The sequence below is a fragment of the Shewanella mytili genome, assembly GCF_046765975.1.
Lineage (GTDB): Bacteria > Pseudomonadota > Gammaproteobacteria > Enterobacterales > Shewanellaceae > Shewanella > Shewanella mytili.
In genome coordinates, this window is record NZ_JBKOUD010000001.1 from 136856 (window position 1) to 162045 (window position 25190).

20 protein-coding genes are annotated in these 25190 nt (G+C 55.9%); 14 read left to right on the top strand and 6 right to left on the bottom strand.

From position 1 onward, the window contains the following. The first annotated feature begins 85 nt into the window (after nucleotides 1-85). The 3 genes from ACIDEJ_RS00600 (at nucleotide 86) to fdhF (ending at nucleotide 4347) form a co-directional block, all read left to right on the top strand. Nucleotides 86-1372 carry an MFS transporter gene (locus ACIDEJ_RS00600; RefSeq protein WP_411986151.1) on the top strand — a complete coding sequence of 429 codons (1287 nt, stop codon included), beginning with the start codon at nucleotides 86-88 and terminating at the stop codon, nucleotides 1370-1372. Nucleotides 1373-1789: 417 nt separating this feature from the next. After that, nucleotides 1790-2152: a hypothetical protein gene (locus ACIDEJ_RS00605; RefSeq protein ID WP_411986152.1), complete on the top strand. Its 363-nt coding sequence runs from the start codon at nucleotides 1790-1792 to the stop codon at nucleotides 2150-2152. 23 nt (nucleotides 2153-2175) lie between these two features. Beyond that, nucleotides 2176-4347, top strand: coding sequence for a formate dehydrogenase subunit alpha (gene fdhF, locus ACIDEJ_RS00610; protein WP_411986153.1), 2172 nt, complete (start codon nucleotides 2176-2178; stop codon nucleotides 4345-4347). A 139-nt stretch (nucleotides 4348-4486) separates the two neighbouring features. Here the strand turns inward: fdhF and ACIDEJ_RS00615 are convergent, their stop codons facing one another. The 4 genes from ACIDEJ_RS00615 to ACIDEJ_RS00630 form a co-directional block, all read right to left on the bottom strand. Then, nucleotides 4487-5557: a GGDEF domain-containing protein gene (locus ACIDEJ_RS00615; RefSeq protein ID WP_411986154.1), complete on the bottom strand. Its 1071-nt coding sequence runs from the start codon at nucleotides 5555-5557 to the stop codon at nucleotides 4487-4489. 322 nt (nucleotides 5558-5879) lie between these two features. After that, the gene (locus tag ACIDEJ_RS00620; RefSeq protein ID WP_411986155.1) at nucleotides 5880-7271 is read right to left on the bottom strand and encodes an efflux transporter outer membrane subunit; all 1392 of its coding nucleotides are present in this window, start codon (nucleotides 7269-7271) and stop codon (nucleotides 5880-5882) included. 4 nt (nucleotides 7272-7275) lie between these two features. Continuing rightward, nucleotides 7276-9219, bottom strand: a complete 1944-nt coding sequence (locus ACIDEJ_RS00625; RefSeq protein WP_411986156.1) for a MacB family efflux pump subunit — start codon at nucleotides 9217-9219, stop codon at nucleotides 7276-7278. Between the two features lie 3 nt (nucleotides 9220-9222). Further along, nucleotides 9223-10443, bottom strand: a complete 1221-nt coding sequence (locus ACIDEJ_RS00630; protein ID WP_411986157.1) for an efflux RND transporter periplasmic adaptor subunit — start codon at nucleotides 10441-10443, stop codon at nucleotides 9223-9225. A 293-nt stretch (nucleotides 10444-10736) separates the two neighbouring features. On the opposite strand from ACIDEJ_RS00630, the gene ACIDEJ_RS00635 reads away from it, so the two are divergent. The 11 genes from ACIDEJ_RS00635 to ACIDEJ_RS00685 all read left to right on the top strand — a co-directional run bounded on the left by ACIDEJ_RS00635 (nucleotide 10737) and on the right by ACIDEJ_RS00685 (nucleotide 23049). Further along, nucleotides 10737-12665, top strand: coding sequence for a methyl-accepting chemotaxis protein (locus ACIDEJ_RS00635; protein WP_411986158.1), 1929 nt, complete (start codon nucleotides 10737-10739; stop codon nucleotides 12663-12665). A 285-nt stretch (nucleotides 12666-12950) separates the two neighbouring features. After that, a complete protein-coding gene (locus tag ACIDEJ_RS00640; RefSeq protein WP_411986159.1) occupies nucleotides 12951-15443 on the top strand; it encodes a PepSY domain-containing protein in 2493 nt (830 codons plus the stop codon). Between the two features lie 224 nt (nucleotides 15444-15667). Next, entirely contained in the window at nucleotides 15668-16921 is a 1254-nt protein-coding gene (glyA, locus tag ACIDEJ_RS00645; RefSeq protein WP_411986160.1) for a serine hydroxymethyltransferase, read from the top strand. 105 nt (nucleotides 16922-17026) lie between these two features. Continuing rightward, complete coding sequence (gene nrdR / locus ACIDEJ_RS00650) at nucleotides 17027-17479, top strand: transcriptional regulator NrdR (protein ID WP_411986161.1); 453 nt, start codon at nucleotides 17027-17029, stop codon at nucleotides 17477-17479. A 1-nt stretch (nucleotide 17480) separates the two neighbouring features. Further along, nucleotides 17481-18605, top strand: a complete 1125-nt coding sequence (gene ribD, locus ACIDEJ_RS00655; protein WP_411986162.1) for a bifunctional diaminohydroxyphosphoribosylaminopyrimidine deaminase/5-amino-6-(5-phosphoribosylamino)uracil reductase RibD — start codon at nucleotides 17481-17483, stop codon at nucleotides 18603-18605. Nucleotides 18606-18607: 2 nt separating this feature from the next. After that, complete coding sequence (locus ACIDEJ_RS00660; RefSeq protein WP_411986163.1) at nucleotides 18608-19264, top strand: riboflavin synthase; 657 nt, start codon at nucleotides 18608-18610, stop codon at nucleotides 19262-19264. 135 nt (nucleotides 19265-19399) lie between these two features. Further along, nucleotides 19400-20518 carry a bifunctional 3,4-dihydroxy-2-butanone-4-phosphate synthase/GTP cyclohydrolase II gene (gene ribBA / locus ACIDEJ_RS00665; RefSeq protein WP_411986164.1) on the top strand — a complete coding sequence of 373 codons (1119 nt, stop codon included), beginning with the start codon at nucleotides 19400-19402 and terminating at the stop codon, nucleotides 20516-20518. A 105-nt stretch (nucleotides 20519-20623) separates the two neighbouring features. Then, nucleotides 20624-21100, top strand: a complete 477-nt coding sequence (gene ribH / locus ACIDEJ_RS00670; protein WP_411986165.1) for a 6,7-dimethyl-8-ribityllumazine synthase — start codon at nucleotides 20624-20626, stop codon at nucleotides 21098-21100. An 11-nt stretch (nucleotides 21101-21111) separates the two neighbouring features. Continuing rightward, nucleotides 21112-21519: a transcription antitermination factor NusB gene (gene nusB / locus ACIDEJ_RS00675; protein WP_411986166.1), complete on the top strand. Its 408-nt coding sequence runs from the start codon at nucleotides 21112-21114 to the stop codon at nucleotides 21517-21519. Nucleotides 21520-21598: 79 nt separating this feature from the next. Next, complete coding sequence (gene thiL, locus ACIDEJ_RS00680) at nucleotides 21599-22558, top strand: thiamine-phosphate kinase (protein WP_411986167.1); 960 nt, start codon at nucleotides 21599-21601, stop codon at nucleotides 22556-22558. Next, complete coding sequence (locus ACIDEJ_RS00685; protein WP_411986168.1) at nucleotides 22555-23049, top strand: phosphatidylglycerophosphatase A family protein; 495 nt, start codon at nucleotides 22555-22557, stop codon at nucleotides 23047-23049. The genes thiL and ACIDEJ_RS00685 overlap by 4 nt, the downstream gene beginning before the upstream one ends. 185 nt (nucleotides 23050-23234) lie before the next feature. On the opposite strand, the gene ACIDEJ_RS00690 is transcribed toward ACIDEJ_RS00685, so the two are convergent. Then, a complete protein-coding gene (locus ACIDEJ_RS00690) occupies nucleotides 23235-23804 on the bottom strand; it encodes a LutC/YkgG family protein (RefSeq protein ID WP_411986169.1) in 570 nt (189 codons plus the stop codon). Between the two features lies 1 nt (nucleotide 23805). Further along, on the bottom strand, nucleotides 23806-25185 hold the full coding sequence (locus ACIDEJ_RS00695) for a lactate utilization protein B (protein ID WP_411986170.1): 1380 nt from the start codon (nucleotides 25183-25185) through the stop codon (nucleotides 23806-23808). Nucleotides 25186-25190 lie beyond the last annotated feature (5 nt).

A 25190-nucleotide genomic window follows, 5' to 3' on the forward strand; every position in this document is an offset into this window, starting at 1 on the left:
CAATTTATTATATATTAGAACTATTAAATGGGGGTGCATAAAATAGCGTTACTTTATTTTTCACGCTGAAATGATCCGTTACACCATGAACAGTTGTCCCCCCGATGAAGCGCCGTCGCAGATGTCCAACAGCAGTGCCGAGCCCGTTGCCGCTGATGATGCCTCCCCATATATCCGTAAAGGCTCCAAGGCCTATACCCGCGCTGGCATTGCCTTGTTTTTGGCCGGTTTTGCCAGTTTCTCCCTGATCTATTGCGTGCAGCCGCTATTGCCGGATTTTGCCCGCAGTTTCGGGGTGAGTCCCAGCCAGAGCTCGCTGGCGCTATCAGTCACCACCGGCTTTCTTGCCGTAGCGATTGTGTTGGCAGGCGCCTTTTCCCAGGCCCTCGGGCGCAAGGGCTTGATGTTTTGCTCCATGGCATTGGCTGCCATCTTAAACTGTGTGGTGGCGCTGTTGCCGGAGTGGCACGGGGTATTGCTGGCTCGGGCCCTGGAAGGCCTGGTCTTGGGCGGCGTGCCGGCAGTGGCCATGGCCTGGCTGGCAGAAGAGATTGCCCCTGAGGATTTGGGTAAAGCCATGGGGTTATATGTGGGGGGGATTGCATTCGGTGCCATGATGGGACGGGTCAGCATGGGGCTGCTTACGGAAATCGCTTCCTGGCGGCTGGCCATGGGGGTGCTGGGCGGTTTGTGCGTGCTGGCGGCCATCGGTTTTTGGCTGTTGTTGCCGCCATCAAGGCATTTTGTCAGAAAGCCGGGGCTGAATCTGGCATTTCATCTGCAGTCGTGGAAGCGGCACCTGCAAAACCGGAAGCTGATAAAGCTCTACGTCATCGGCTTCATGTTGATCAGCATTTTTGTCACGCTGTTCAACTACACCACCTTTCGGCTGACCGAAGCGCCTTACGGGTTTAACCAGACGCAGGTGAGCTTCATCTTTCTGGCTTTTGCCTTTGGCATCGTGTCATCGTCCATGGCCGGCAGCCTGGCAGACCGCTATGGCCGAACCACCTTGCTGATTGCCGCGTTTGCGCTGATGCTTGCCGGCGCATTGCTGACACTGCTGGCCCCCATTGCGGGGATTATCTGCGGTGTGGCGTTAGTGACCACTGGCTTTTTTGTGGGGCATTCGGTGGCTAGCAGCGCGGTTGGTGCCGCGGCAAAAGGGGCCAAAGGCCATGCGTCGTCCCTGTACCTGCTGTTTTACTATATGGGGTCGAGCATTTCAGGCTCGGTTGGCGGCTGGTTTTGGCAGCACGGTGGCTGGCCGTCAGTGGTGCTGTTTACCGGCAGTTTTGCCATTGCCGGCTTGCTGCTGTTGTATGCCGGGTTATGGCGTGAAAAACACGCCGTTCAGCGCCAGTGCCTGTAACGGATGTTCGGGATTGAACGTTAGATGACAATCCGTCGCGGGCTGTCATTTGGCGGCATCTCCCCGGGCGACACCGTCGACAGATTTGTCGAAATGACGTGACGAAATGCAATCTTTCTGACTGATGAAACTATCCTGCCAAATGTAACATCCTGTATTAAATCACGAAAAATTATTGGCGTGATTTATGTATGACATCCATTTGATGTACCCGTTGTCGGGCAACGTTTGTTGCCCGATGCTTGTATGCCATTGGAGAATGCCATGCGTTGCCCTGCCTTTGCCGATGTTCGCCCTGATAACGGTGCTCATGCCAATGATGAGTGCCGTCGGTGGACGTGCCCTTTGGGCGTGGCAATCTTAGCCGGGAATAACGATTGTTGCTTGAGGGCACATATCCGCCCCGTATTGCATCCCATGGCCCATATTGTCACCGGGAAAGCCCGACGCCTGGCTGCTGATGGTCAAAGGCGTTGGCGCTTTTCCTGCAATGTCTCCCTGAATAATGCCATCGGCCGGCAGCAATGCAGCAGCCGGCAAATGATGGATGTGGTGACCTACCCGGTAGTGCGCAACACAGGCGCAACCGTCAATGTCCTGAGGGATTTAGCCCAGGCAAACACATGCGACCTTTGCTACGACCGCCCAGAAGGCCCGGCTTGTATCGAGGTTTGTCCGACCGAGGCACTCGGCGCGGAAGAATATGATGATTCGACCATGCCGGGTGCAGCTGAACCGCCCCACAGGCGAGCTTATAACGCTTTGTGGCAGAATGTTTAGCGCTTCTAAAGGTAGATGAAAAAATGGAAAAAATTACAACCGTTTGTCCGTATTGTGGTGCGGGTTGCAAGATGAAACTGGTGGTGGACAACGGCCGTATTTTGCGGGCCGAAGCTGCCGACGGCGTGACCAACCAGCGTGAATTATGCCTCAAGGGTTATTTCGGCTGGGATTTTCTGAATGATACCAAACTGCTGACGCCTCGCCTGCGCGAGCCGATGATCCGTCGTCAAAAAGGCGCACCGCTGGAAACGGTTTCCTGGGATGAAGCCATCGCTTATGTGGCCAAACGCCTTGGCGAAATCAAGGAACAACACGGCCCCCGCGCCATCATGACCACAGGTTCTTCCCGGGGAACGGGTAATGAAACCAACTATGTGATGCAAAAATTTGCCCGGGCAGTGCTGGGCACCAACAACGTGGACTGTTGCGCCAGGGTATGTCACGGGCCATCGGTGGCCGGGCTGCGGGAAACCGTGGGCAATGGTGCGATGAGCGTTTCCATTGAAGACCTGGAAAAAGCCAAGTGCCTGCTGATTTTTGGTTATAACAGTGCGGATTCCCATCCAATTGTGGCCCGGCGGATAGTCAAGGCCAGGCAAAATGGCGCCAAAATCATTGTGTGCGACCCCCGAAAAATTGAAGCGGCCCGCATAGCCGATCAACATCTGCAGCTGCATAACGGCAGTAACGTTGCCATGGTGAACGCATTCATTTACACCTTGCTGGATGAGGGGCTCTACAACAAAGACTATGTGGCGAAATATACCGAAGGTTTCGACAGCCTTTGGGACGTGGTGAAAGATTACGCCCCGGAAAAAGTGGCGGACATTACCGGTGTCAGTGCCCAGGCGGTGCGTCAGGCCATGCGCACTTATGCCGCATCGCCGTCATCCATTATCTGTTGGGGCATGGGGGTTACCCAGTTTGGCCAAGGCACTGAAACCGTGAAAAGCCTGTCTACCCTGGCGCTGTTAACCGGCCAGTTGGGACGGGAAGGCGCCGGTCTTGCACCGGTTCGCGGACAAAATAACGTGCAGGGCGGGTGTGACATGGGGGTGTTGCCGGATTTGTTCCCCGGCTACCAGAAGGTCACCGAACCGGCCGTCCGGGAAAAGTTTGCCGCCGCCTGGGGTATAGATCCCCAGCAGATGGATGCCAATGTGGGTGTCAGAATCACCCAGGTGCCGCATCTGGCACTGGAAGGCAAAATCAAGGCGTACTACATCATGGGGGAAGACCCCCTGCAGACAGAAGCGGATTTGGGGCTGGTACGCCAAGGCATTGAAGCCCTGGACTTGCTGGTGGTGCAAGATATCTTCATGACCAAAACCGCCGAAGTGGCCGATGTGATCCTGCCGGCCACCTCCTGGGGAGAGCATGGCGGGGTGTTCACCTGTGCTGACCGCGGTTTCCAGCGTTTTGAAAAAGCCATTGAGCCTCAGTACAACGTGAAGCGTGACTGGGAAATCATCTCGCTGATTGCCTCCAAAATGGGTTATCCCATGCATTATCAAAGCAACCAGCAGATTTGGGATGAACTGCGCGAGCTGTGCCCGCTGTTTTACGGCGTTACCTACGACAAAATGGGAGAATTGGGCCATGTGCAGTGGCCTTGCCCAACCATGGAGCATGAGGGCACACCGCTGCTCTATACCGACAACACCTTTGCCACTCCCAGTGGCAAAGGGCAGCTGTTTGCCACCCACTGGCGCCAACCGGCAGAGCTGACGGATACGGAATATCCGCTGGTACTGTGCACCGTGCGTGAAGTGGGACACTATTCCTGCCGCTCCATGACAGGCAACTGCGCCGCCTTGCAAACCCTGGCGGATGAGCCGGGGTTAGTGGGCATTCACCCCGAGGATGCCAAGCTGCTGGGCATTGCCGACAAACAATTGGTGTGGGTGGCATCCCGGCGCGGCAAAGTGATCAGCCGTGCGGATGTGAGTGAACGCATCAACCAGGGTACGGTGTACATGACCTACCAATGGTGGATAGGTGCCTGTAACGAGCTGACACAGGATAACCTTGACCCCACATCGCAAACGCCGGAAACCAAATACTGTGCGGTGCAACTGAGTGCCATTGACGATCAATTCTGGGCCGAGCAACATGCAGCGCAGGCCTACAACGAGATGAAAGCCCGGTTACGCCGTGCCGTGGAAGATGCCCCGGCCGCCACCGTGGCATAGGTGCTGAAATTCCCTTCCATTCCCAAAGAACCGTGACGGGTTCTTTGGGCTTTTTTATTGGGATTACGGCGTTGGGCAAACCGCTCAGTTACGCTTGATGAAAGACTCACGCTCCGCTTTTGCCGTGAGGTTGCCTGACTCAGGCGCTGGTGGCATGAACCGGGGATAACGCGGTGGCGACAATTTGGTTGCGGCCATTGCGTTTGGCCTCGTATAGCCGCAAATCCGCCTGGCGGTACAAGGCATCAAAACTTTTGCCATCCAGCGGCCACTGGGCCAGCCCCATGCTCACGGTAATATGCAAAGACTGCTCCCTGAATACCGGGGCTTGTTCCTGGATGTCTTGCCGTAGCCGCTCGGCCTGCGCCATGGCTTGCGTTTTTGGCGTGTGGGGCAAGAGGATGCAAAACTCTTCTCCGCCCACCCGGAAAATCCGGTCGTCATGACGGGTGTGATAAGTCATGCGTTGTCCAAGGCGGCGCAGGAGCATATCTCCCGCTTCATGGCCATGTTCATCATTCACCCGCTTGAAGTGATCAATATCCAGCAGCAGCAAGGTAAAGGATGCCTGGTCGTTTTGATGCTTTGTGACCATCTGGTTGAAAATGCGCTCCAGATGCAACCGGTTGTGAAGCCCCGTTAGCGGATCGCGGGCAGCCATTTCTCGTAACTGGCGCACCATTTGGCTGCGTTTTCGCTCATAAATATGGCTGCTGCCCCATAAAAACAGATAGCTCAGCGTGGCATTGGTCAGCAGGGAGATATCCAGTTCGCCATTGTGGGTCGGGTGGGCCAACACCGTGAAAAGCACCCCCAGCACCCCGAAAATGAAGGTGAAAATGCCGCCAAGGCGCAGCCCCAGTAACAGCATGTTGGTGGGGGGCATCATCAGCAGCCAGTAAAAACCATCCGTATGCAACTCTTTGCTGTGGATGCCGAAAAGGATCACGCTGCCGATGATGAGGATCATCCCTGATGTCCAGCGGGACAGATGGCGGGTATGGGGCAGGCGCAACAAAAAGATGAGGGCGCATAAAGCGATGCCAACTTCCAGTACGGCCAGTGTCAGCGGTTCGTGGCGCAGGTTGAGCAATGCCAGCAGCAGCGACAATACAATCGCCACACGCAATAAAATACGTAACAGCATTCGGCGATAGGCAAATTCATCTTCCCACATCTCGGGAGAAGCCATACATGATTGCAACAACATCTGGTTTCCTGTCATGCTGATACGAGCCTGAATCCCCTCTACTGAGACTCATTCCTTAGCGGTCAAATATCATACCACTTTTTACACGCAATATCCGTGAATTAGCCACATGTGGCCTCGGGGGTATTGTTGCCGGGGCGTATTTTATCCAATTGGTGGGATAAAACCGGTTACGGTTAACGCTTCTCAGAAAAGGTGTTTACCACGGGAGCCCGCTGGCTGGCGTTTATGTTAAACCAGCAGACTGAGCACAAGATTAAACTTGGGTGATAAGCGTGCAGCCCTGCCATTGCATGCCGGAGTGGCAGGGCTGGGCCAGGGGTTATTCCGCTGGCAGCATTGGCGCTATTTCACTGCCCCCTAACGCCAGATACAAGGTGGCTTGGGTTGTCAGTTGCTGATAGCGGTTTTGCAATAACGATGCCTGGGCACTGCGGCGGTTTTGTTGGGCGTCAAGCCAGTCCTGAATGGCAATGGCGCCGTGACGATACTGACTTTCATAGATTTTTTCTGCCGCGCTTGCCGCATCATATTGCAATTGCAGTTGCTCCGCCTGATAGGCGTATTGCTGTGTGGCGGTTAACGCGTTATTTACGTCTTCAAACGCCTGATACAGGGTTTTGCGGTAATTAATCACCGCTGTTTGGTAATCAATATCCGCCATCCGGTTATTCAACTGGCGTTGCTGCCACTGTAAAAACGGCAGGGTAATGCCTGCGCCCAAGGTGCCAACCGGGTTGCGCAGCAATGCGGTCAATTCATCGGATGCATCCCCCACGGAGCCTGTGAGGGTCAGCGCCGGGAAATAACTGGCATAGGTGGCATCTTTGCTGGCAAGGGCGGATTTCAGGGCATATAACGCTGCTTTCACATCCGGGCGGCGCTGCAGCAAACTGGCGGGCAATCCGGCGGCGATGGCGGGCATTTGGCCTTGGGGCAGGGCATCAGGCTGCAACATGGATGGCTGTGGCTGGTTGAGCAGGGTGCCTAGGGCATTGCAGGCCTGGGTTAACTGCTGGCGAAATTCGCTGTGGCTGGCTTGCTGGCTTGCAAGGTTGCGTTGGGCCTCCAGCACATTCAGTTTGGATACGGCACCCGCGGCATACTGGCGCTGCATCAGTTGCAGGGTGCTTTGGGCGTAATCGATGCTTTGCTGGCTCAGTGCCAGTTGTTGTGTCAGATAGCCTATTTGCCAGTATAAAGTGGCACCGGTGGCCGCCAAGCTCTGAGCGGTGCTCTCCCTGTCTTGTGCGCTGGCCATGGCTTGCCAGCGGGCGGCATTTTCACTGGCGGCAAGCTTGCCCCATAAATCCGCTTCGTAGCTGACCGAAACACTGGCCTGATAACTCTTACTGCTACTGCCCCCATCCAGCGGTTTGCTCCTGCTGGCACTGGCATTGGCACTCAGCTCTGGCCAGCGTTCACTGCGGCTAAGGCCTGCTTGCAGCCGGGCTTTTTGCAAGGTGAGGGTGGCCAGCGCCAGATCGCTGTTATTTTGCAAAACCGTCTCAATCAAGCGGTCAAGTTTGCTGTCATGAAACTGTTGCCACCAAGGGGTTTGGCTCACCGGCAGGAGGTTGCCGCCTGCTTGCCAGTGGTCAGGCACGGTCACCTGCGGTGCTTGGAATTCACTGGGGCTTAACAGGCTGCAGCCGCTGATGAACATGACACTGCCGGCGATAACGGCACAACAGACAAGGTGTTTAGACAACATCGGATTACTCCCTGGCCAAGGCGTCAACCGGATCCAGCTTGGCGGCATTGCGTGCCGGTAAAAATCCGAACAGGACGCCAATCAGTGTTGAGCAGGCAAAGGCTGCCACAATGGAACTGGTTGAATAGATCATGGTGAAATTACTGCTGGTCGAGGCAAATATCGCGCCTATCAGGAAAGACAAGGCTATCCCCAGTATGCCGCCACACAGGCAGACCAGCACCGCTTCGATAAGAAACTGCCGCAGGATGTCGCCCTGACGGGCCCCCACCGCCATGCGCACCCCAATTTCCCGGGTGCGCTCGGTGACCGATACCAGCATGATGTTCATCACGCCGATGCCGCCCACCACCAGTGATATCACGGCAATGGCTGATATCAGCAACGTCATGGTGGCGGTGGTCTTTTCGATGCTTTGCCGAATGGTATCCGTATTGATGGTGAAAAAGTCCTGGGTGCCGTGACGCATTTTCAATAGGGCAATGATCCCTTGCTCTGCCGCATTGCTGGGGGCTGACTGGTTGATGCGCACCGTAATGCCGTTAAGGTAATGCTGCCCCACCATGCGCCCGCCCACGGTGGTGTAAGGCACCCAGATGGTCAAGGCGTCGTTGTTGCCAAAGGCGCTGTCTTTTTTCTCGGTGACACCGATGATGCGCACCGGCAGACTGCCCAGAAAAATCACCTGGCCTATGCTGTCATGACCGGGGAACAGGGCTTTTTCCGTGTTGTAATCGATGACGGCTTCCTGTGCCAGCGTGGTGACGCTGGTGTCATCAAAAAACTGGCCGCCGGATAATTCATATCCCCGTACCCGAAAATATTCCGGCCCCACGCCGGACACTGAGGCCGACACGGCCTGGTTGTCATAACGGATGGTGGCACTGGTGCTGATGCTGGGAGTGACACTGTCTACATACGGCAGGGTTTTCAGCGCGTCGGCATCGTTGGCGGTCAGGGTGCGGATACGGCCGGAGCGCCGGTCGCCAAAGCCGCTTCCCGGGCGGATGTCAATGGTGTTGGTGCCCATGGTGCTGATGTTTTGCAAAATGGCCTGCCTGGAGCCTTCTCCCAGCGCCACCACCGATACCACGGAAGCAATGCCAATAATGATCCCCAGCATGGTGAGAAAAGTGCGCAAACGGTGAGACGACATGGCCAGCAACGCCATTTTCAGCGCTTCAAGATAACGCTCCATGGCGCCAAACCAGCGGCGTTTGGTGGGCGAGCGGGGTTTGGCTGCAGGTGTCGGTGGCCGCGGCGATTTGCGATTGTCGGCAAAAATCACCCCGTCTTTGATTTCAATGATGCGGTCGGCATACTGCGCCACCTGCATGTCATGGGTCACGATGATGATGGTGTGGCCATCCTGATGCAGCTCTTGCAGCAGGGTCATCATCTCCTCACCGCTGTGGCTGTCCAGGGCGCCGGTGGGTTCATCTGCCAGGATCACGTCTCCGCCATTCATCAGCGCCCGGGCCACACTGACCCGTTGCTGTTGCCCACCGCTGAGTTGGCTGGGCTTGTGCCTTAAACGCGCGGCAAGGCCCAGCCGGGTCAGCAACTGCTCGGCGCGGGCCTGGCGCTGTTGGCGCTCCTTGGCGGCATACACGGCAGGCACTTCCACATTGCCAACGGCGGTTAAATCCCCTAACAGGTGATAGCGCTGGAAAATGAACCCGAAATGTTCCCGGCGCAACAGGGCCAGTTCATCGGCCTCCATGGCGGAGGTGTCCTGGCCATTGATCAGGTAGCGGCCGGCGGTGGGTTTATCCAGACAGCCGAGAATGTTCATCAGTGTGGATTTGCCGGAGCCGGATGCTCCCACAATGGCCACCATCTCGCCACGCTCAATGGACAGGTTGACATTGTTGAGTACGGTCAGTTGCTGCTCTCCGGCAGGAAAACTGCGACAGACGCCCAACAACTCAAGTAATGGTTTGCTCATGGTTTAAAATCTCATGGGGCCGCGGCGCATTGGACTGTTGGTGTTGGATGAAGGCATGCCGATAATCACCTCATCCCCCTCATTGAGGCCATCGGTTATCTGGGCGTTAATTTTATTGTTGATGCCCACCTGTACATCACGGTATTGCACCTGGCCGTTTACCAGCAGCGGCACCTGATAGCGTGCCTTTGCCTTACCTGCACTGTTGGGCTTCGCCCCCGTTGCCTTGCCAAGTGGTTTGCGTTGCAGCACTTGTGCCGGCACCAGCAACGCGTTTTCTGCCTGGTTTAACACAATGGAGACCTGGGCGGTCATGCCGATGCGCAAGATGCCATCGGGGTTTTTTACGTCAAACAGGCCGTTGAAATAGATGGCATCGGCATCGCTGGCAGTCATGTCCTTGTCGTTGCCATCCATGGAAGTGGGCCCAGGCTCAATGGCCCGCAACGTGGCGCGGTACTTGTGATCGGGTTTACCCAAAATGGTGAAATACACCGCTTGCCCCGGCATGACATTGACCACATCGGCTTCTGAAATTTGCGCCTTGATGGTCATGGTGTCCAGCTGGGCGATTTCCACAATGGTGGGGGTGGTTTGATTGGCGTTCACCGTTTGCCCCACCTCAACGGCGGTATACACCACGGTGCCGTCCATGGGGGCGGTGATGGTGGTATACCCCAGGTTGACCTTGGCGCTGTCGACTTGGATTTCGGTTTGCTGCCTTTGTGCCTGCAACTGTTTGAGCTCCGCTTGGTAAACCGTCAGCGTGGCTTCGGCCGCTTCATATTCTGCCCGGGAGCTGGCATTGTCGGCCAGCAGGGCTTTTTGGCGGTCATACTCCAGCTGCGCCTGGCGGATTTGCGCCTGTTTGGCGGCATACTGGGCATTGATGCTGTTGAGGGATGCCTGTGCCTCTTTGAGGTTGTTCTGTTGGCTCAAACTGTCAATCTGGGCAATGAGCTGGCCCTGTTTTATCTGTTGCCCCAGGGTGACCGGCAGGGTTTGGATCTGGCCGGACACCTGCGCGCCCACACTCACCAGTTTGTAGGCCTGTAGCATGCCATTGGCCAGTACCGTGTGTTCAATATGGCCCCGTTGTACCGGCTCGGTAACATAGGTCGGCGCCGGGGTTGGTCGCAGCGTAAAGAACATGGCCATTGCCGCGGCCGCCAGTAGCAGCACAATGAGCAGAAGCCATAACTTGCGTTTGGAAGACTTTTTCATGGGGAAAACATTATCCTGCAGATGGCCGGGCGGTGAGCACTCGGCAATGGGTCATGGGATTAGTATATGGATATGGGATGAAGAACAAATGGGAAAAGTGTAAGGATTCTGTAAAGTTACACAAAGCAGTGTAGGAAAACCGCACAAACTGTTACCAGGTGATTGTTTGTCCGCTGCGGACGGTTTTGCAACGCCGGGTTGTCATCTGGCTGTCATTAAACTGTCTTAAAATCGGCCCCTGTCCAGGTAGGCGATTTCTGGCCTGTATTACCGTTCCGGGAGAGCTGCTGTTTATGGCAAGGTTGTGGTCATTTTTGTCAAATCCCCTGCATCTGTTGCTTGGGCGTTTTAAATTGTCCCTGACGCAAAAAGTGATGTTGGGGTTGCTGTTGCTGGTGTTGTGTTTGCTGGTGGGCAGCCTGGCCAACATGCTGGCCGCTGATCAGGTGCGGCGTCAGGTCACCGACATGACCGATAAAACCACCCCCTTGGTGCTTAAGGCCAATGCGCTGGCGCAGGTATTGTTGAATGCCGATCGCCAGTTAAAAACGGTTCCCGGCCTTAAAGACCCACACCAAACCATTACCACCGTGAATAATTTCGGCGAGTTGCAGCAAACATTTGCCGAGGCGCTGTCACAGTTGCAACAGCTTGCTGCCGATAATGAAGAGTTGCTGTCCCTCATCTCGCCGCTGGAAACCCTCGATGAAGACTATTTTGCCCAGGGTAAAGCGCTGGGCCAGCAGCATCTGGCCCAATTGCAGGCGCAGGAGCAGCTCAATGATGTGCGCCATCAGTGGCGTGACGCGGCTGTCAGCGCTGCCGCCCAAGGGGTAGACATTGCCCAATTGCAAAGCGCCATGTTGCAGTTGCTGGAAGCCCGTGATGATTTTGACCTTTCCCGGGTAACGGACGTTGTCACCCAGGCCAAACAAGCGGTTGCGGATAACCCGGATGCCGCAGCCATCAGTGATTTGTTAAGCCGGATGTTGCAAATCCAGCAGGCATGCATTGCGGCTGCCACGGAAATGTCCACGCTGACGGATTTAACCGGCGGCAGTATTGATTATGCCACAGCGGTTTTGGGCACGGTGGATCAGGTGGCCCACGACCGGGTGGGCCAAGGTGCCGCCAAAGTGCAGCAATCCCTGGATGTGGGTTTCTGGCTGTCGCTGGGGGTGTTGGGGGTGTCGTTACTGTTGGCACTGCTGGTGGCGGTGAACATTTACCGCTCCATTAAGCGCCCGTTATCCGAGCTGCTGGCGGTGCAACGCGCCGCTGTGGAAGGGGACATTACCCATAATGTGGCTTACCAGAGCCATAACGAATTCGGCTTGTTGGCAGACAGTACCAATCAGCTGTTGGCGCATATCCGTCAGTTGCTGACCCAACTGGATGACGGCGCCGGACAATTAACCCAGGTGGCCAGGGAAAACCGCCATCAGGCAGACAACGCCCATGCCTCATTGGATCGGCAGCGACAGCAAACCTTGCAGGTAACGGCGGCCATGGCACAAATGGGCAGCGCCGTGCAGGAGGTGGCACAATCCGCCGCCGCCTCACTGGACAGTGTGTTAACCATGGAAAAAGCGGTGAACGTAGGGCGTGATCAAGTGCGAGACACCATCGCCGGCAGCCACAAGCTGGCTGAGCAGTTACAGCAGGCCGCAACATCGTTGCAGACTGTTGACGGCTCCTCCCAGCAGATAGGCGGCGTGCTGGATGTGATTCGCGGCGTGGCTGACCAAACCAACTTACTGGCACTTAATGCGGCCATTGAAGCCGCCCGGGCAGGAGAGCACGGTCGCGGCTTTGCGGTGGTGGCCAGTGAGGTACGCACGTTGGCACAGCAAACCGCAGAATCCGCCAACACCATTAAAAGCATTATCGAGCAGTTACAAGTGGGTGCCCAAAGCACGGTGGCATTAATGCAGCAGTGCCAGCAACAGATGGAAACCGGCTTGCAGCAAAGCGCCCAAGCGGATGCCAGCATGGAGGATATCCGGCAACTGATTGTCACCGTGAGTCATAACAGCGAACAGATTGCCAGTGCCGCGGTAGAGCAGCAAAGCACCACGGAGCACATCTCGGAAAACCTGCAACAGATTGCCGCCATTACCGAAGAAAACTATCAGGGGATCAGCGGTTTTGTCAGCGCCAGCCAGCATCTTGAGCAGCTGGTGCATGCCCAGGATGCACTGGTGCAGCAGTTCCGTCACTAAGCTTTTTCCCCATCGGGTAGCCGTAGCCCCTTATTCCAGGGGCTTGATTCTATGTGTTTAATTTCCTGCGCTTAATGTTATGTGCTTGAGCTTTGTCGGCGGTGGCAGCTTGATGGCCCCGAGCCGGCAGCTTGGCAGTATCCCCACTTTTGTCTAGCCCTTCTTTTTTTGTTGTTTTTCCTCTCTGAAAACGGACCTTGTAATATCCGTCATCGGGGGTTGTCAGCCGGGTATTTATCAGTATGATACACACTAATGAAAATCATTATCATACTCATATAGATTATGTCTGGACATTTACGGCAGCGGATAAGTTTTCGTCTTCATCAGTGGCTGGGGCTTTGCAGTGCGATAGTGTTGTTAATCGTGGGGGCGAGTGGTGCCCTGCTGGCGCTGGAAAAGGACATTGTTGCGCTTTGGCCCACACCCGAGGTTGCCGTAAGTGGGCCATTGCTGCCCATGCCGGAACTGAATCACAAACTGGCCATGCCCGGCAAAGCCTTGCAGCGTATCTATTTGGAGCCTGAGCTTAATCAACCTGGCCGGGCGTTGTATCAGGACCGGCAAACCAAACAGCGGCAATGGCAGCTGTTTAATCCCTACACGGGGGAATTATTGGGGCCGCGGCCTGGTATCAGCGAATTTTTCGCCGATGTGATGGCATTGCACCGCTGGCTGCTGTTGCCCAATTCGGTGGGAAGTGTCATTACCGGCAGCGCTACAATCATGGCGTTTTTTTTGCTGATAACCGGTCTTTTGCGGCGGGCGCCAGACAAACTTGCCAGCATCAAGGACTGGTTATGGTGGAAGCGCGGCAGCCGGGGGCGGTTGGCATTGTGGCAGTTTCATGCCGTGCTGGGCACCTGGTTGTTCATCCCGATTGCCATCATGGTGCTTACCGGCCCCTGGTATGCCTTTAACTGGTATCGTGACGGCCTCAAGCAGTTGCTGGCTTCCCCCCAAGCGGCACTGGTAACGCCAAAACAGGCACCGGTTGCTGATGATGAGGCCCTTTGGCGTAATTTTCTGGCGGTGAAAGCGGACGGGCGCTATGCCCGCTGGTTTTTGCCAAGGGGAGAGAACGGCGTGGTGCGGGTTAGTTATCTAGCGCCGGATGCGCCCCATTCCCATGCGTTCTCCACCCTGACATTCGATGCAGCCGGTAACCTGTTGCAGCAGCGGCGCTACCATGAGCTGCAGGGGGGCGATTACCTGCTGGCCAACATGTATGCGTTGCATACGGGCAGTTATTTCGGCGCAGGCGGCCGGTGGCTGTGGGCGTTATCAGGGCTGGCGTTTGCATCCTTTGCCGTTACCGGCTTATGGCTGTTTTTCAGTCGCCGTGCCAGGCCTCGGGAGCAGGCATCAGGCAATGCTGATACCCTGATTGCCTATGCCAGCCAAAGCGGTACGGCCGCCGCCCACGGGCAGCAGTTGCAGCAATGGTTGCAATCCTGCGGTACCCAGGCCCATTTGCGGGCTATGACCCAAATACAACCGGAGGATTTTGCCGCTTACCGACAGGTACTGTTATTGGCGGCCACCTATGGCGAAGGGGATGCGCCGGATTCGGCGCTGGCATTTCAGCAGCGGCTGGCCACTGCGGCGGTGTCATACCATCAAGTCAATGTGGCAGTGCTGGCATTTGGCGACCGGCAATATCAGCAGTTTTGCGCGTTTGGTCATTGGCTGGCTCAGCGGTTTACGCAGCTGGGTGCGACTACCTTGTTGCCCCTGCAGGAGGTGGACCGGGGGGCAGAGCATACGTTGTCGCAGTGGCAGCAGTCACTGGCCAGAAAATTAATGCCGCAGCATGTGGCGCCAACGGTGCCTGCCACGTCAGCTTGGCAGCAAGCCACCTTGTTGCAACGCACTAGCCTCAATCCGGGCAGCGGACGGGAAATCCATCATCTGCTGCTGGATGTGAGTGGCGCCTGGCAGCCGGGGGATATCCTTGAAGTGTTGCCTTGCTGGGATGAGTGGCAAAGCCGGCAATATCTACAGGCATTAGGGCTCGATGGCGACGCCATGGTATGCATCCATGAAGGTGAAATGCCGTTATGGCAGGCGCAGGCCCATTATCTTGAAACCGCCCCGATGCATCGCGAAGAGGGCGTTGCCAACGGGGTGTCAGCCCAGCAATATGCGGATATGGCCCGGCCGTTGGCGCCACGCAGTTACTCCATTGCCAGTATGGCATCCCCTTTGGCGCTGATGGTGCGGCAGGTGATAAAAGCCGATGGCAACAGTGGCCGCGCATCAACCTTGTTGGCAACCGCGAAAGCGGGAAGCCACTGGCAAGTGCGAATAAAACCCCATGAGGATTTTCATCTGCCTGCCACTGACGTGCCGCTGATTTTGCTGGCCACAGGTACCGGCCTTGCGCCTTTTTTGGGCTTTTTACAGCAAAGGGCGCAGCAGCAGGCCAGGCAACCCCTATGGTTGTTGTTTGGTGAGCGCCATGCCGAGCAGGACAATTACTATGGTCGGGAATTGCAGCGCTTTGTGGATGACGGCATCATCACTCATCTTGATTTTGCCTGGTCGCGGGAGGCATCAGGGCCGCAGGCGCCGCAGCATGGCCCGTATGTTCAGGACTATTTGGTTGCCGGGCAGGCGCGGCTGCAGGAGTTTCTCCGTCGCGGCGCCCATATCTATGTGTGTGGCGCCATTAACGGTGTGGGGGCCGGGGTTACACAAACCCTGACCCGGCTGCTGGGCAAGGCGCAACTGCAGGCGTTACAGCAGCAGGGGCGTTACCATCGGGATCTTTATTGATGGCCGCGGTATTTGCGCCCCGGGCTTTTCTGGCCCAGCTATTGCTGCTAGGGTATAGCCAACTGTTGTCTGGCAGGTAAAAACCAGCATTTGCTGTTCGCAAAGTGAAACACAGTCATCATGCAATAGAGAGATTTTCATCACTCTATACGCTGGGATTGTGATGCCGAGCAGCGTAGAATACGCGCAACCCTACCGATAAGACTGTCCAGCTGGAGTAACCAATGCTGAAGAAGAATATGAACATCGCCGACTATGATGCGGAGCTGTTTCAGGCGATTGAAGAGGAAAACCGTCGCCAGGAAGAACACATTGAGCTGATCGCTTCCGAAAACTACACCAGCCCCCGGGTCATGCAGGCACAGGGCTCCCAGCTCACCAACAAATATGCCGAAGGTTATCCTGGCAAACGCTATTACGGTGGCTGCGAGTACGTGGACGTAGTGGAAAACCTGGCCATTGACCGTGCCAAGCAGCTGTTTGGTGCCACTTATGCCAATGTTCAGCCCCATTCAGGCTCTCAGGCCAACTACGCGGTTTACATGGCATTGCTCAAACCCGGCGATACCGTACTGGGGATGAACCTGGCCCACGGCGGCCACCTGACCCACGGCTCACCGGTCAACTTCTCCGGTAAATTGTTCAACATCATCCCCTACGGTGTGGATGATCACGGCAAGATTGATTACGTCGAGCTGGAAACCCTGGCCCTGACCCATAAACCGAAAATGATCATCGGTGGTTTCTCGGCTTACTCCGGCATTGTGGACTGGGCCAAATTGCGTGAAATCGCCGACAAGGTCGGTGCATTCCTGTTCGTGGACATGGCCCACGTGGCCGGTCTGGTTGCTGCCGGTGTGTACCCAAGCCCCATTCCTCATGCCCATGTGGTGACCACCACTACCCACAAAACCCTGGCGGGCCCTCGCGGCGGCTTGATTTTGTCGGCAGCGGATGACGAAGACCTGTACAAAAAGCTCAACTCCGCCGTGTTCCCTGGTAGCCAGGGCGGCCCGTTGATGCACGTGATTGCCGGTAAGGCCGTCGCCTTCAAAGAAGCGCTGGAACCTGAATTCACCGCTTATCAGCAGCAGGTTGTCACCAACGCCAAAGCGATGGTGTCCGTGTTCCTGGAACGGGGTTACAAGATTGTGTCCGGCGGTACCGATAACCACCTGATGCTGGTGGATCTCATCGGCCGCGAGCTGACCGGTAAAGAAGCCGACGCCGCCCTTGGCCGCGCCAATATCACCGTGAACAAAAACTCCGTACCTAACGACCCCCGTTCACCGTTTGTGACCTCTGGCATTCGTATCGGTACTCCGGCCATCACCCGTCGCGGTTTTAAAGAAGCCGAAGCCAAACAGCTGACCGGCTGGATTTGCGATGTGCTGGATAACGCCAATGATGATGGGGTGATTAACGCAGTAAAAGCCAAAGTGCTGGAACTGTGCGCTCGCTTCCCTGTTTACGGTTAACCTTTTCCGGTAGATCGATTAAACTGGCATGGCCGCTGCATTCAGCGGCCATTTTTGTTTCTGTTCCCCAATGGAACGGTGCCGTTAACTTGCGCAGGAGGCATGATGCATTGTCCGTTTTGCAGTGCGACCGATACCAAAGTGATTGACTCCCGGCTGGTGGCTGATGGTCATCAGGTGCGCCGTCGGCGCGAATGTACCCTGTGCCATGAACGTTTCACCACCTTTGAAAGTGCCGAGCTGGTAATGCCGCGGGTGATCAAGCGGGATGGCTCCCGTCAGCCGTTTGATGAAGACAAACTGCGTGGCGGCATGTTGCGGGCCGCGGAAAAACGCCCGGTATCCATTGATAAAATCGAAGAAGCAATCAACAAAATCAAGTCAGCGCTGCGGGCAACCGGCGAGCGGGAAGTCACCTCCGAGATGATTGGCAACCTGATGATGGACCAACTCATCGAGCTGGATAAAGTGGCCTATATCCGTTTTGCTTCCGTGTACCGTGCGTTTGAAGATGTCTCTGAGTTTGGCGAAGCCATCGCTAATTTGCAGAAGAAATAATATGTGGTCAACCACCGATATCGCCATGATGAGCCGGGCCGTTATGCTGGCGCGTCGCGGCCGCTACACCACCCGTCCCAACCCCAATGTGGGCTGCGTCATTGTTGACAACCAAGGCACCATTGTCGGCGAAGGCTGGCATCAGCGCGCCGGCGGCCCCCATGCCGAAGTGCACGCCTGGCGCATGGCCGGCGATAAAGCCCGTGGCGCCACCGCTTATGTCACGCTGGAGCCCTGCAGCCATTATGGCCGTACGCCACCGTGCGCCGCCGGTTTGATTGAAAAGGGGCTGCGACGGGTCGTGATTGCCATGACCGATCCCAACCCCCAGGTGGCTGGCCGTGGCATTGCCATGTTGCAGGCTGCCGGCATTGAGGTGAGCTGCGGATTGCTGGCGGCCGAGGCCCGGCAACTGAATCCCGGATTTTTGTCCCGCATGGAGCGCCAGCGGCCTTATGTCACGGTAAAACTGGCAGCCAGCCTTGACGGCAAGACCGCCCTAGCCAATGGCGAATCCAAATGGATTACCGGCGCCGCCGCCCGGCGTGATGTGCAGCGGCTGCGGGCATTGAGCTGCGCGGTGATCACCGGTATTGATACCGTGTTGGCGGATGACCCGTCCATGAATGTGCGTTATTCGGAGCTGGGCTATTTGCAGCAGCAACTGAGCGAAGAGGCGTTGATTCAGCCGATGCGGGTAGTGCTGGACAGCCGTTGCCGCCTGCCGCTGACCGCCAGGTTGTTACAGCTGCCGGGGCCGGTGTTGCTGGTCAGTTGCCAGCCATACAGCGCGGCATTCATGCAGGGATTGCCTGCACAGGTGACGTGTGTGCAGTTGCCCGGCGCCGATGGCCGGGTGGACCTGGCCGCCTTGCTGCAACATCTGGGGCAGCAGTGCAATAACGTGCTGGTGGAAGCCGGCGCCACCTTGTGCGGCGCATTTGTGGGTAGCATGCTGGCGGATGAACTCGTTTTATACCAAGCGCCAAAAATTCTAGGGGCCAGCGGCCGCAATCTGCTGCAGTTGCCGTTATATGAGCAGTTGTCGCAAATTCCGTCTTTGCAATTACTGGAACAACGAAAAGTCGGTGCCGATAATCGCCTGACGTTGAAAATAGGGGATTAATCATGTTTACCGGGATCATTGAAGCCGTGGGGCATTTGCGCCGTATTGAACGCCGGGGCGATGATATTCGCCTCACCGTGGACAGCGGCAAGCTGCGCCTTGATGATGTCCAATTGGGCGACAGTATTGCCACCAACGGCGTGTGCCTGACCGTTGTGGAGCGTTTAAGCGATGGTTATGTGGCGGATATCTCCGCTGAAACCGTATCGCTGACCGGCTTTGACCGTTATCAAGTGGGGCAGGCGGTGAATCTGGAAAAGGCGGTAACGCCTTCCACCCGGTTGGGAGGGCACATGGTGAGCGGCCATGTGGACGGACAGGCCAAGGTGCTGGAAGTCAGCGCCCGGGGCCAAGCTACCGAATACTGGCTGGAAGCCCCCCAGTCATTGGCCCGTTACATTGCCCACAAGGGCTCCATTGCCATCGACGGCGTAAGCCTTACGGTAAACCAGGTGGAGGGGGCACGTTTTCGGTTAACCATCGTGCCGCATACCTCCAGTGAAACCACCCTGCCGTTGCTGAAAGCAGGCGACTGGGTGAATCTGGAAGTGGATCAGATAGCCCGTTACCTGGAACGGCTGATGCAACAGGACGCCGTTGACAAACCGTCAGCCGGCGTGTCTTTTGAGCAACTGGCCCGGGCCGGTTTTATCCGCTGACAGCACGTATTTTTCCGCTCAGGTACTGAAGCCTGAGCGATAACAGGTTAAAATTCATCACACTTAATCGCTGCGTGGGTGTTTGCTGTTCAGGCAACAACGCGCAGAGCTGAATGTTGTACATGGGGTCGTATCATGGCGTTACATAGTATTGAAGAGATCGTTGAAGATTTCCGTCAGGGCAAAATGGTCATCCTGATGGATGATGAAGACCGGGAAAACGAAGGTGACATTATTATCGCCGCCGAAAAAATCACGCCGGAAGCGATTAACTTTATGGCGCGTTATGGCCGTGGCCTTATCTGTCTGACCTTGACCAAAGCCCGTTGCCAGCAGTTGCAGTTGCCACTGATGGTGCGGGATAACAGCGCGCCGTTTTCCACCAATTTCACCGTATCCATTGAAGCGGCAGAAGGGGTGACTACCGGCATCAGTGCCCATGACCGGGCGGTAACGGTACAAAAAGCCGTGGCCAAACATGCCACCCCTTCCGATGTGGTGCAGCCCGGACACATTTTCCCGCTGATGGCGCAAGATGGTGGCGTGCTGGTGCGTGCCGGCCATACAGAAGCCGGTTGCGATCTGGCCCGTCTGGCAGGGCTGGAGCCCGCCGCGGTGATCGTGGAAGTGCTCAATGAAGACGGCACCATGGCACGGCGTCCGCAACTGGAAGCCTTTGCCCAGGCTCACGGCATCAAGGTGGGCACCATTGCCGATTTGATTGAATACCGCAACAACACCGAAACCACGGTGATCCTCGAAGGCAAATGCAAACTGCCCACCCGTTTTGGCGAGTTTGAACTGCACGCATTTCGTGACACCATTGATAACCAGCTGCACTATGCCATGGTGCGCGGTGACATCCAGGACAACCTGCTGGTGCGGGTGCATTTGCAAAACACTTTCCATGATCTGCTGTACTCAGAGCGGGATGAAGCCCGTAGCTGGCCGCTGGATAAAGCCATGGAAGTGATTGGCCGAGAAGGCGGCGTGGTGCTGTTGCTGGGCAATCAGGAACCCATGGGTGACATCATTGCCAAGGTAAAAGCCTTTGAAGCCGAAGACAAGGGCGAGCAACTGCCACAACCGAGACTACAAAAAACCTCCCAGCGCGTGGGCGTGGGCTCTCAAATCCTGGCCTCTCTGGGCGTAAAACGCATGCGCTTGCTCAGCTCCCCGAAACGCTACCATTCACTGGGCGGATTCGGCTTGCAGGTGAGTGAATATATCGCGGATGACAGCGAGCAGAATTAAGGCACATTTTGTTAAATCCCGGCGGCATCCGCCGGGATTGCATGCTATCATAGCGCCAATTTTTGCCCTTCATCGGGTGCTCTTTAGTTTAACTTAGGTAACAACATGAACGTGGTTCAAGGTAATATCGAAGCAAAAAATGCCAAAGTGGCGATAGTGGTGTCCCGCTTTAACAGTTTTATTGTGGACCGTCTGCTGGAAGGCGCACTGGATACACTCAAGCGCTTTGGCCAGGTGAGTGAAGACAACATCACCGTGATACGGGTGCCAGGTGCCTATGAGTTGCCGTTAACCGCTCGCCGTGTTGCTGCCTCCGGCAAGTTTGACGGCATTATTGCCCTTGGTGCCGTGATCCGTGGCGGTACGCCCCATTTTGATTTTGTTGCCGGCGAGTGTAACAAAGGGCTGGCGCACGTGGCGCTGGAATTTGATATCCCGGTATCGTTTGGCGTATTGACCACCGATACCATCGAGCAGGCCATCGACCGTGCCGGTGTGAAAGTGGGTAACAAAGGCGGCGAAGCAGCGCTGAGTCTGCTGGAAATGGTTAACGTGCTGCAACAGCTTGAACAACATCTGTAACGGGAAACATCATGAAACCTTCTGAGCGCCGCAAAGCCCGCCGTTTAGCGGTACAGGCCATGTACTCATGGCAGTTGAGCGGGAACAACATTGCTGAAGTTGAACATGAGTTTCTGACTGAGCAGAATCTGGATGGTGTGGATGTGCCTTATTTTCGGGAGCTGTTTTTAGGCAGCGCCGGCAAACAGGCCGAACTGGACCAACTCGTTGCCCCTTATCTGGAGCAGCGGCCACTGGATGAAGTGGATCCCATCGAAAAGGCCATCCTGCGCCTGGCAACCTTCGAGCTGACTTACCGTAAGGACACCCCGTTCAAAGTGGTGATAAACGAGGCCATTGAACTGGCCAAAACCTTTGGTGCAGAAGACAGCCACAAGTTTGTTAACGGCATTCTGGACAAGCTGGTTAACCGTAAATAACTGCGCAACATGCTAAACGGTATCTTCGGATACCGTTTTTTCATTGGCGGACGAGAGGCCCGGAGCGGCCAGAGTAACCATGAAAGAATTCCAACTCATTGAACATTACTTTACCGGCCAAAGCCAGCATCGCAAGGACGTGAAACTGGGCATTGGCGATGATTGCGCGCTGGTAAAGCCTGCTGAGAACAAAGTGCTGGCCATCTCCACCGATACCTTGGTGGAAAATGTCCATTTTTTGCCGGAGATGCCGCCCCAGATCCTGGGCTATAAAGCCCTGGCGGTTAATTTGTCCGATTTGGCCGCCATGGGCGCAGAGCCCGCGTGGATGACCCTGGCACTGACCATGCCAACGGCAGATGAGCAATGGCTGCAGGGATTTGCCACCGGTTTGTTTGAGGCGGCGGATTACTACATGATCTCCCTGGTGGGCGGCGACACCACCCGTGGCCCCAAATCCATCACCATTACCGTGCATGGGCAAGTGACCGAAGGCAAAGCGCTGACCCGCAGCGGTGCCAAACCCGGCGACTGGATTTATGTCACCGGCACTTTGGGTGACTCGGCGCTGGGCCTGGACATTTTGCAGGGTATTCGTGATGTTCGCAGCGAGCATCACGATTTTCTGGTCAATCGCCACTATCATCCCACCCCCAGAGTGCTTGCCGGACAGGCGCTGCGTGGGCTGGCTTCCAGTGCCATCGATTTGTCAGACGGTTTGCTGTCTGATATTCAGCATATCCTCAAGGCCTCAACCGTAGGCGCGGTGATTGATGTGGAAAAATTACCGTTGTCACAGGCCATGAGCGACAGCGTAACGCTGGAAACCGCCTTAAATTACGCCCTGCGTGGCGGCGAGGATTACGAGCTGCTGTTCACGGTACCGGAAGCGCAGCGGGGCGCACTGGATACCGCCTTGAGCCATGCCGGGGTGCGTTTTACGCAGATAGGCCAGATCCAGGCACAGAACAAATGCAAATTTCAGTACCATGGTGAGACCTTTGTGCCAGAGCACAGTGGATTTGAGCATTTCAAATGAGTTTTTTTTCTAAAGATGAAACCCTGAGCCGCCTGAGCTTGGGCAACCCGATACATTTTTTGGCTTTGGGCTTTGGCAGTGGCCTGGCCGCCGTGGCGCCGGGGACTTTCGGTACGCTGGCCGCCATTCCGTTATATTTGCTGCTGGCGCTGTTGCCATTGCCTGCATATGGCGTGGTGACGCTACTGGTGTGCCTTGCCGGGATTTTTATCTGCGACAGAACCTGCCGGGACTTGGGCGTACACGACCACAAAGCGATTGTGTGGGACGAAGTGGCCGGCTACCTGCTGACCATGCTGGCAGCGCCCAGCGGCTGGTATTGGCCCATTGTGGGCTTTGTGCTGTTTCGATTCTTTGACATCATCAAACCCTGGCCCATTCGTTGGGTGGATGCCAATGTGCAAGGCGGTTTCGGCGTGATGGCTGATGACATCATGGCGGGCATCGCCTCTTGTGCTTGCTTGCAGTTATTGGCGCTGGCTTTACTCTGATCATCGGCAAGCGCCACTTTGCCGCGTAGCCCCTAGCGCAGCTATCGGCATTGGTGTGCCTTCCGTATTGGCGCACAACCTTTCCCTTTCCATCTGCGTAATGATGACAAAAAAACGGCCCTGATGCGGGCCGTTTTGACTGTGTTCCCTATCATTGTTGACTAGGGCATTACGCTGCTGTTGAATCAGATGAGATATACATTCAAGGTGCAGGCACCGTGGGCACCAATGACCAGTGCCTGTTCAATATCCGCAGTTTTTGACGGCCCGGCAATGAAAACCCCAAATCCCGTGTCATCCAGACTGATTTTTGACAATGCCTGGTGCATGTTGGCCACCAGATCGTCGGCCTTGATCACCAGCATCAGGTTTTCACAGATGAACGGGGCAATACGTACACCTGCCAAGGCTTCTGTCACCCAGATGGCACCGTTTTCCGCCACGCCCAATTCGCCGGGCAGTACGGCATAGTTGATGTCTTTCAGGGCGTGAGGGTCGCTGGGCACTTCCCGGTTGCCCTTGATGGCATCAATCCGGGAGATCACCTGCTTGCCTTCGGCAACCAGACTGTCCACCTGGGTTTGCAGGGCGGCCAGCGCATTATCCTTAATAAACGTACCGCCACAGGCATTAAGGCCGGCCTCATACTGACCAATCAAATCATCCAGCCGCGGTGCAATATTGATGTTGGGCATGGGATGTTCTGGCAAGGCAACGGATTTTAGTGCTGCCAACATTTCGGCTTTACTGGACATGTTATTTGCTCCTGTTTTTCTTATACCATGCCTCGAAACTGGAGGCGGGTGCTTTTGGCAGTTCGCGGTATTTACCCCAGGCGCCGGCAAACGGCTTAAGCAGGGTGCCCGGCAGATAACGCAGGCTGAAGCGGGCCACGCTCATGGTGCAATTAAGCATGCCCGGGCTGGACATCATTTTGCCCACCATTGGCATGTAGCTGCCTTTGCCGTAAGGGAGCTGTCCGGCTTCCGCTTTCAGGCGGCGCTGATAGGCGATAATGTTATGCAGCGGCACTTTGGTCGGGCACACGTAAGTGCAGGAGCCACACAGGGTGCATGCCCACGGGATGGTATTGGTGTCGTCCTCTTTGGAACCCACGGCAATGCCGATGGGGCCGGGAATGAAGTAGTTATAGCTGTAACCGCCACTGCGGCGATAAACCGGGCAGGTGTTCATGCAGCCGCCGCAGCGGATACATTTAAGGCCTTCAGCCAACAGTTTGTCTTGCAGCATCTCACTGCGGCCGTTGTCCACAATGATGACATGCATTTCACCACCGGGTTTTGGACCATGGTAAAAGCTGCTGTAAGTGGTGATTAACTGGCCAATGGCGTTGCGGGCCAGGGTGCGCAGCAACACTGCGGCAGCGTCCTTGTTGGGGATAAGCTTATCAATCCCCATGGAGTGCAAGGTCAGTTTTGGCAGGTTACAGCCCATGTCGGCGTTGCCTTCATTGGTGCACACCACAATGGCACCCTCTTCGGCAATGGCCATGTTCACGCCGGTCATGGCCGCATCGGCACCCAAAAACTTCTCTCTCAGGTGAGAGCGGGCGGCGCGGGTCAGGTAAGTGGGGTCGCTGGCACCTTTGTCGGTACCGATTTTTTCATGGAACAGCTCGCCCACTTCCTCTTTTTTCAGATGGATGGCAGGCACCACGATATGTGATGGTGGCTGCTTGTTGAGCTGGATAATGCGTTCCCCCAGGTCGGTATCGACCACTTCAATGCCTTTGCTCTCAAGATAGGGGTTGAGGTGGCACTCCTCGGTAAGCATTGACTTGGATTTTACCAGCTTTTTGACCTGATGCTGGCTGAGGATTTCATGAACGATGCGGTTATGCTCCTGGCCGTCTTTGGCCCAGTGCACAACAATGCCGTTCTTTTGACAGTTGGCCTCAAACAGTTCCAGGTAATGGGGCAAATGGGTCAGGGTGTGCAGCTTGATTTCGGAACCCAGGGTTCTTAACTCTTCCCATTCAGGTACTGCCGCAGCGGCTTTGTCGCGTTTTTGGCGTAGCAGCCACAGGGCTTTTGAATGCCAGTCAACCCGGGATTCGTTCTGGCAGAATATATCGGCCTTATCGGCGTGGCCGGCGTTGGTTTGTGCTTGTGACATCAGAT

Coding starts and splice junctions, on each gene's coding strand:
- thiL (WP_411986167.1), top strand. CDS start 21,599: ATGAAAGAATTCCAACTCATTGAACATTACTTTACCGGCCAAAGCCAG.
- ACIDEJ_RS00685 (WP_411986168.1), top strand. CDS start 22,555: ATGAGTTTTTTTTCTAAAGATGAAACCCTGAGCCGCCTGAGCTTGGGC.
- ribH (WP_411986165.1), top strand. CDS start 20,624: ATGAACGTGGTTCAAGGTAATATCGAAGCAAAAAATGCCAAAGTGGCG.
- ACIDEJ_RS00690 (WP_411986169.1), bottom strand. CDS start 23,804: ATGTCCAGTAAAGCCGAAATGTTGGCAGCACTAAAATCCGTTGCCTTG.
- ribD (WP_411986162.1), top strand. CDS start 17,481: ATGTGGTCAACCACCGATATCGCCATGATGAGCCGGGCCGTTATGCTG.
- ACIDEJ_RS00605 (WP_411986152.1), top strand. CDS start 1,790: ATGGCCCATATTGTCACCGGGAAAGCCCGACGCCTGGCTGCTGATGGT.
- ACIDEJ_RS00625 (WP_411986156.1), bottom strand. CDS start 9,219: ATGAGCAAACCATTACTTGAGTTGTTGGGCGTCTGTCGCAGTTTTCCT.
- ACIDEJ_RS00600 (WP_411986151.1), top strand. CDS start 86: ATGAACAGTTGTCCCCCCGATGAAGCGCCGTCGCAGATGTCCAACAGC.
- nrdR (WP_411986161.1), top strand. CDS start 17,027: ATGCATTGTCCGTTTTGCAGTGCGACCGATACCAAAGTGATTGACTCC.
- ACIDEJ_RS00640 (WP_411986159.1), top strand. CDS start 12,951: ATGTCTGGACATTTACGGCAGCGGATAAGTTTTCGTCTTCATCAGTGG.
- ACIDEJ_RS00615 (WP_411986154.1), bottom strand. CDS start 5,557: ATGTTGTTGCAATCATGTATGGCTTCTCCCGAGATGTGGGAAGATGAA.
- ACIDEJ_RS00695 (WP_411986170.1), bottom strand. CDS start 25,185: ATGTCACAAGCACAAACCAACGCCGGCCACGCCGATAAGGCCGATATA.
- fdhF (WP_411986153.1), top strand. CDS start 2,176: ATGGAAAAAATTACAACCGTTTGTCCGTATTGTGGTGCGGGTTGCAAG.
- ribBA (WP_411986164.1), top strand. CDS start 19,400: ATGGCGTTACATAGTATTGAAGAGATCGTTGAAGATTTCCGTCAGGGC.
- ACIDEJ_RS00635 (WP_411986158.1), top strand. CDS start 10,737: ATGGCAAGGTTGTGGTCATTTTTGTCAAATCCCCTGCATCTGTTGCTT.
- ACIDEJ_RS00660 (WP_411986163.1), top strand. CDS start 18,608: ATGTTTACCGGGATCATTGAAGCCGTGGGGCATTTGCGCCGTATTGAA.
- ACIDEJ_RS00620 (WP_411986155.1), bottom strand. CDS start 7,271: ATGTTGTCTAAACACCTTGTCTGTTGTGCCGTTATCGCCGGCAGTGTC.
- ACIDEJ_RS00630 (WP_411986157.1), bottom strand. CDS start 10,443: ATGAAAAAGTCTTCCAAACGCAAGTTATGGCTTCTGCTCATTGTGCTG.
- nusB (WP_411986166.1), top strand. CDS start 21,112: ATGAAACCTTCTGAGCGCCGCAAAGCCCGCCGTTTAGCGGTACAGGCC.
- glyA (WP_411986160.1), top strand. CDS start 15,668: ATGCTGAAGAAGAATATGAACATCGCCGACTATGATGCGGAGCTGTTT.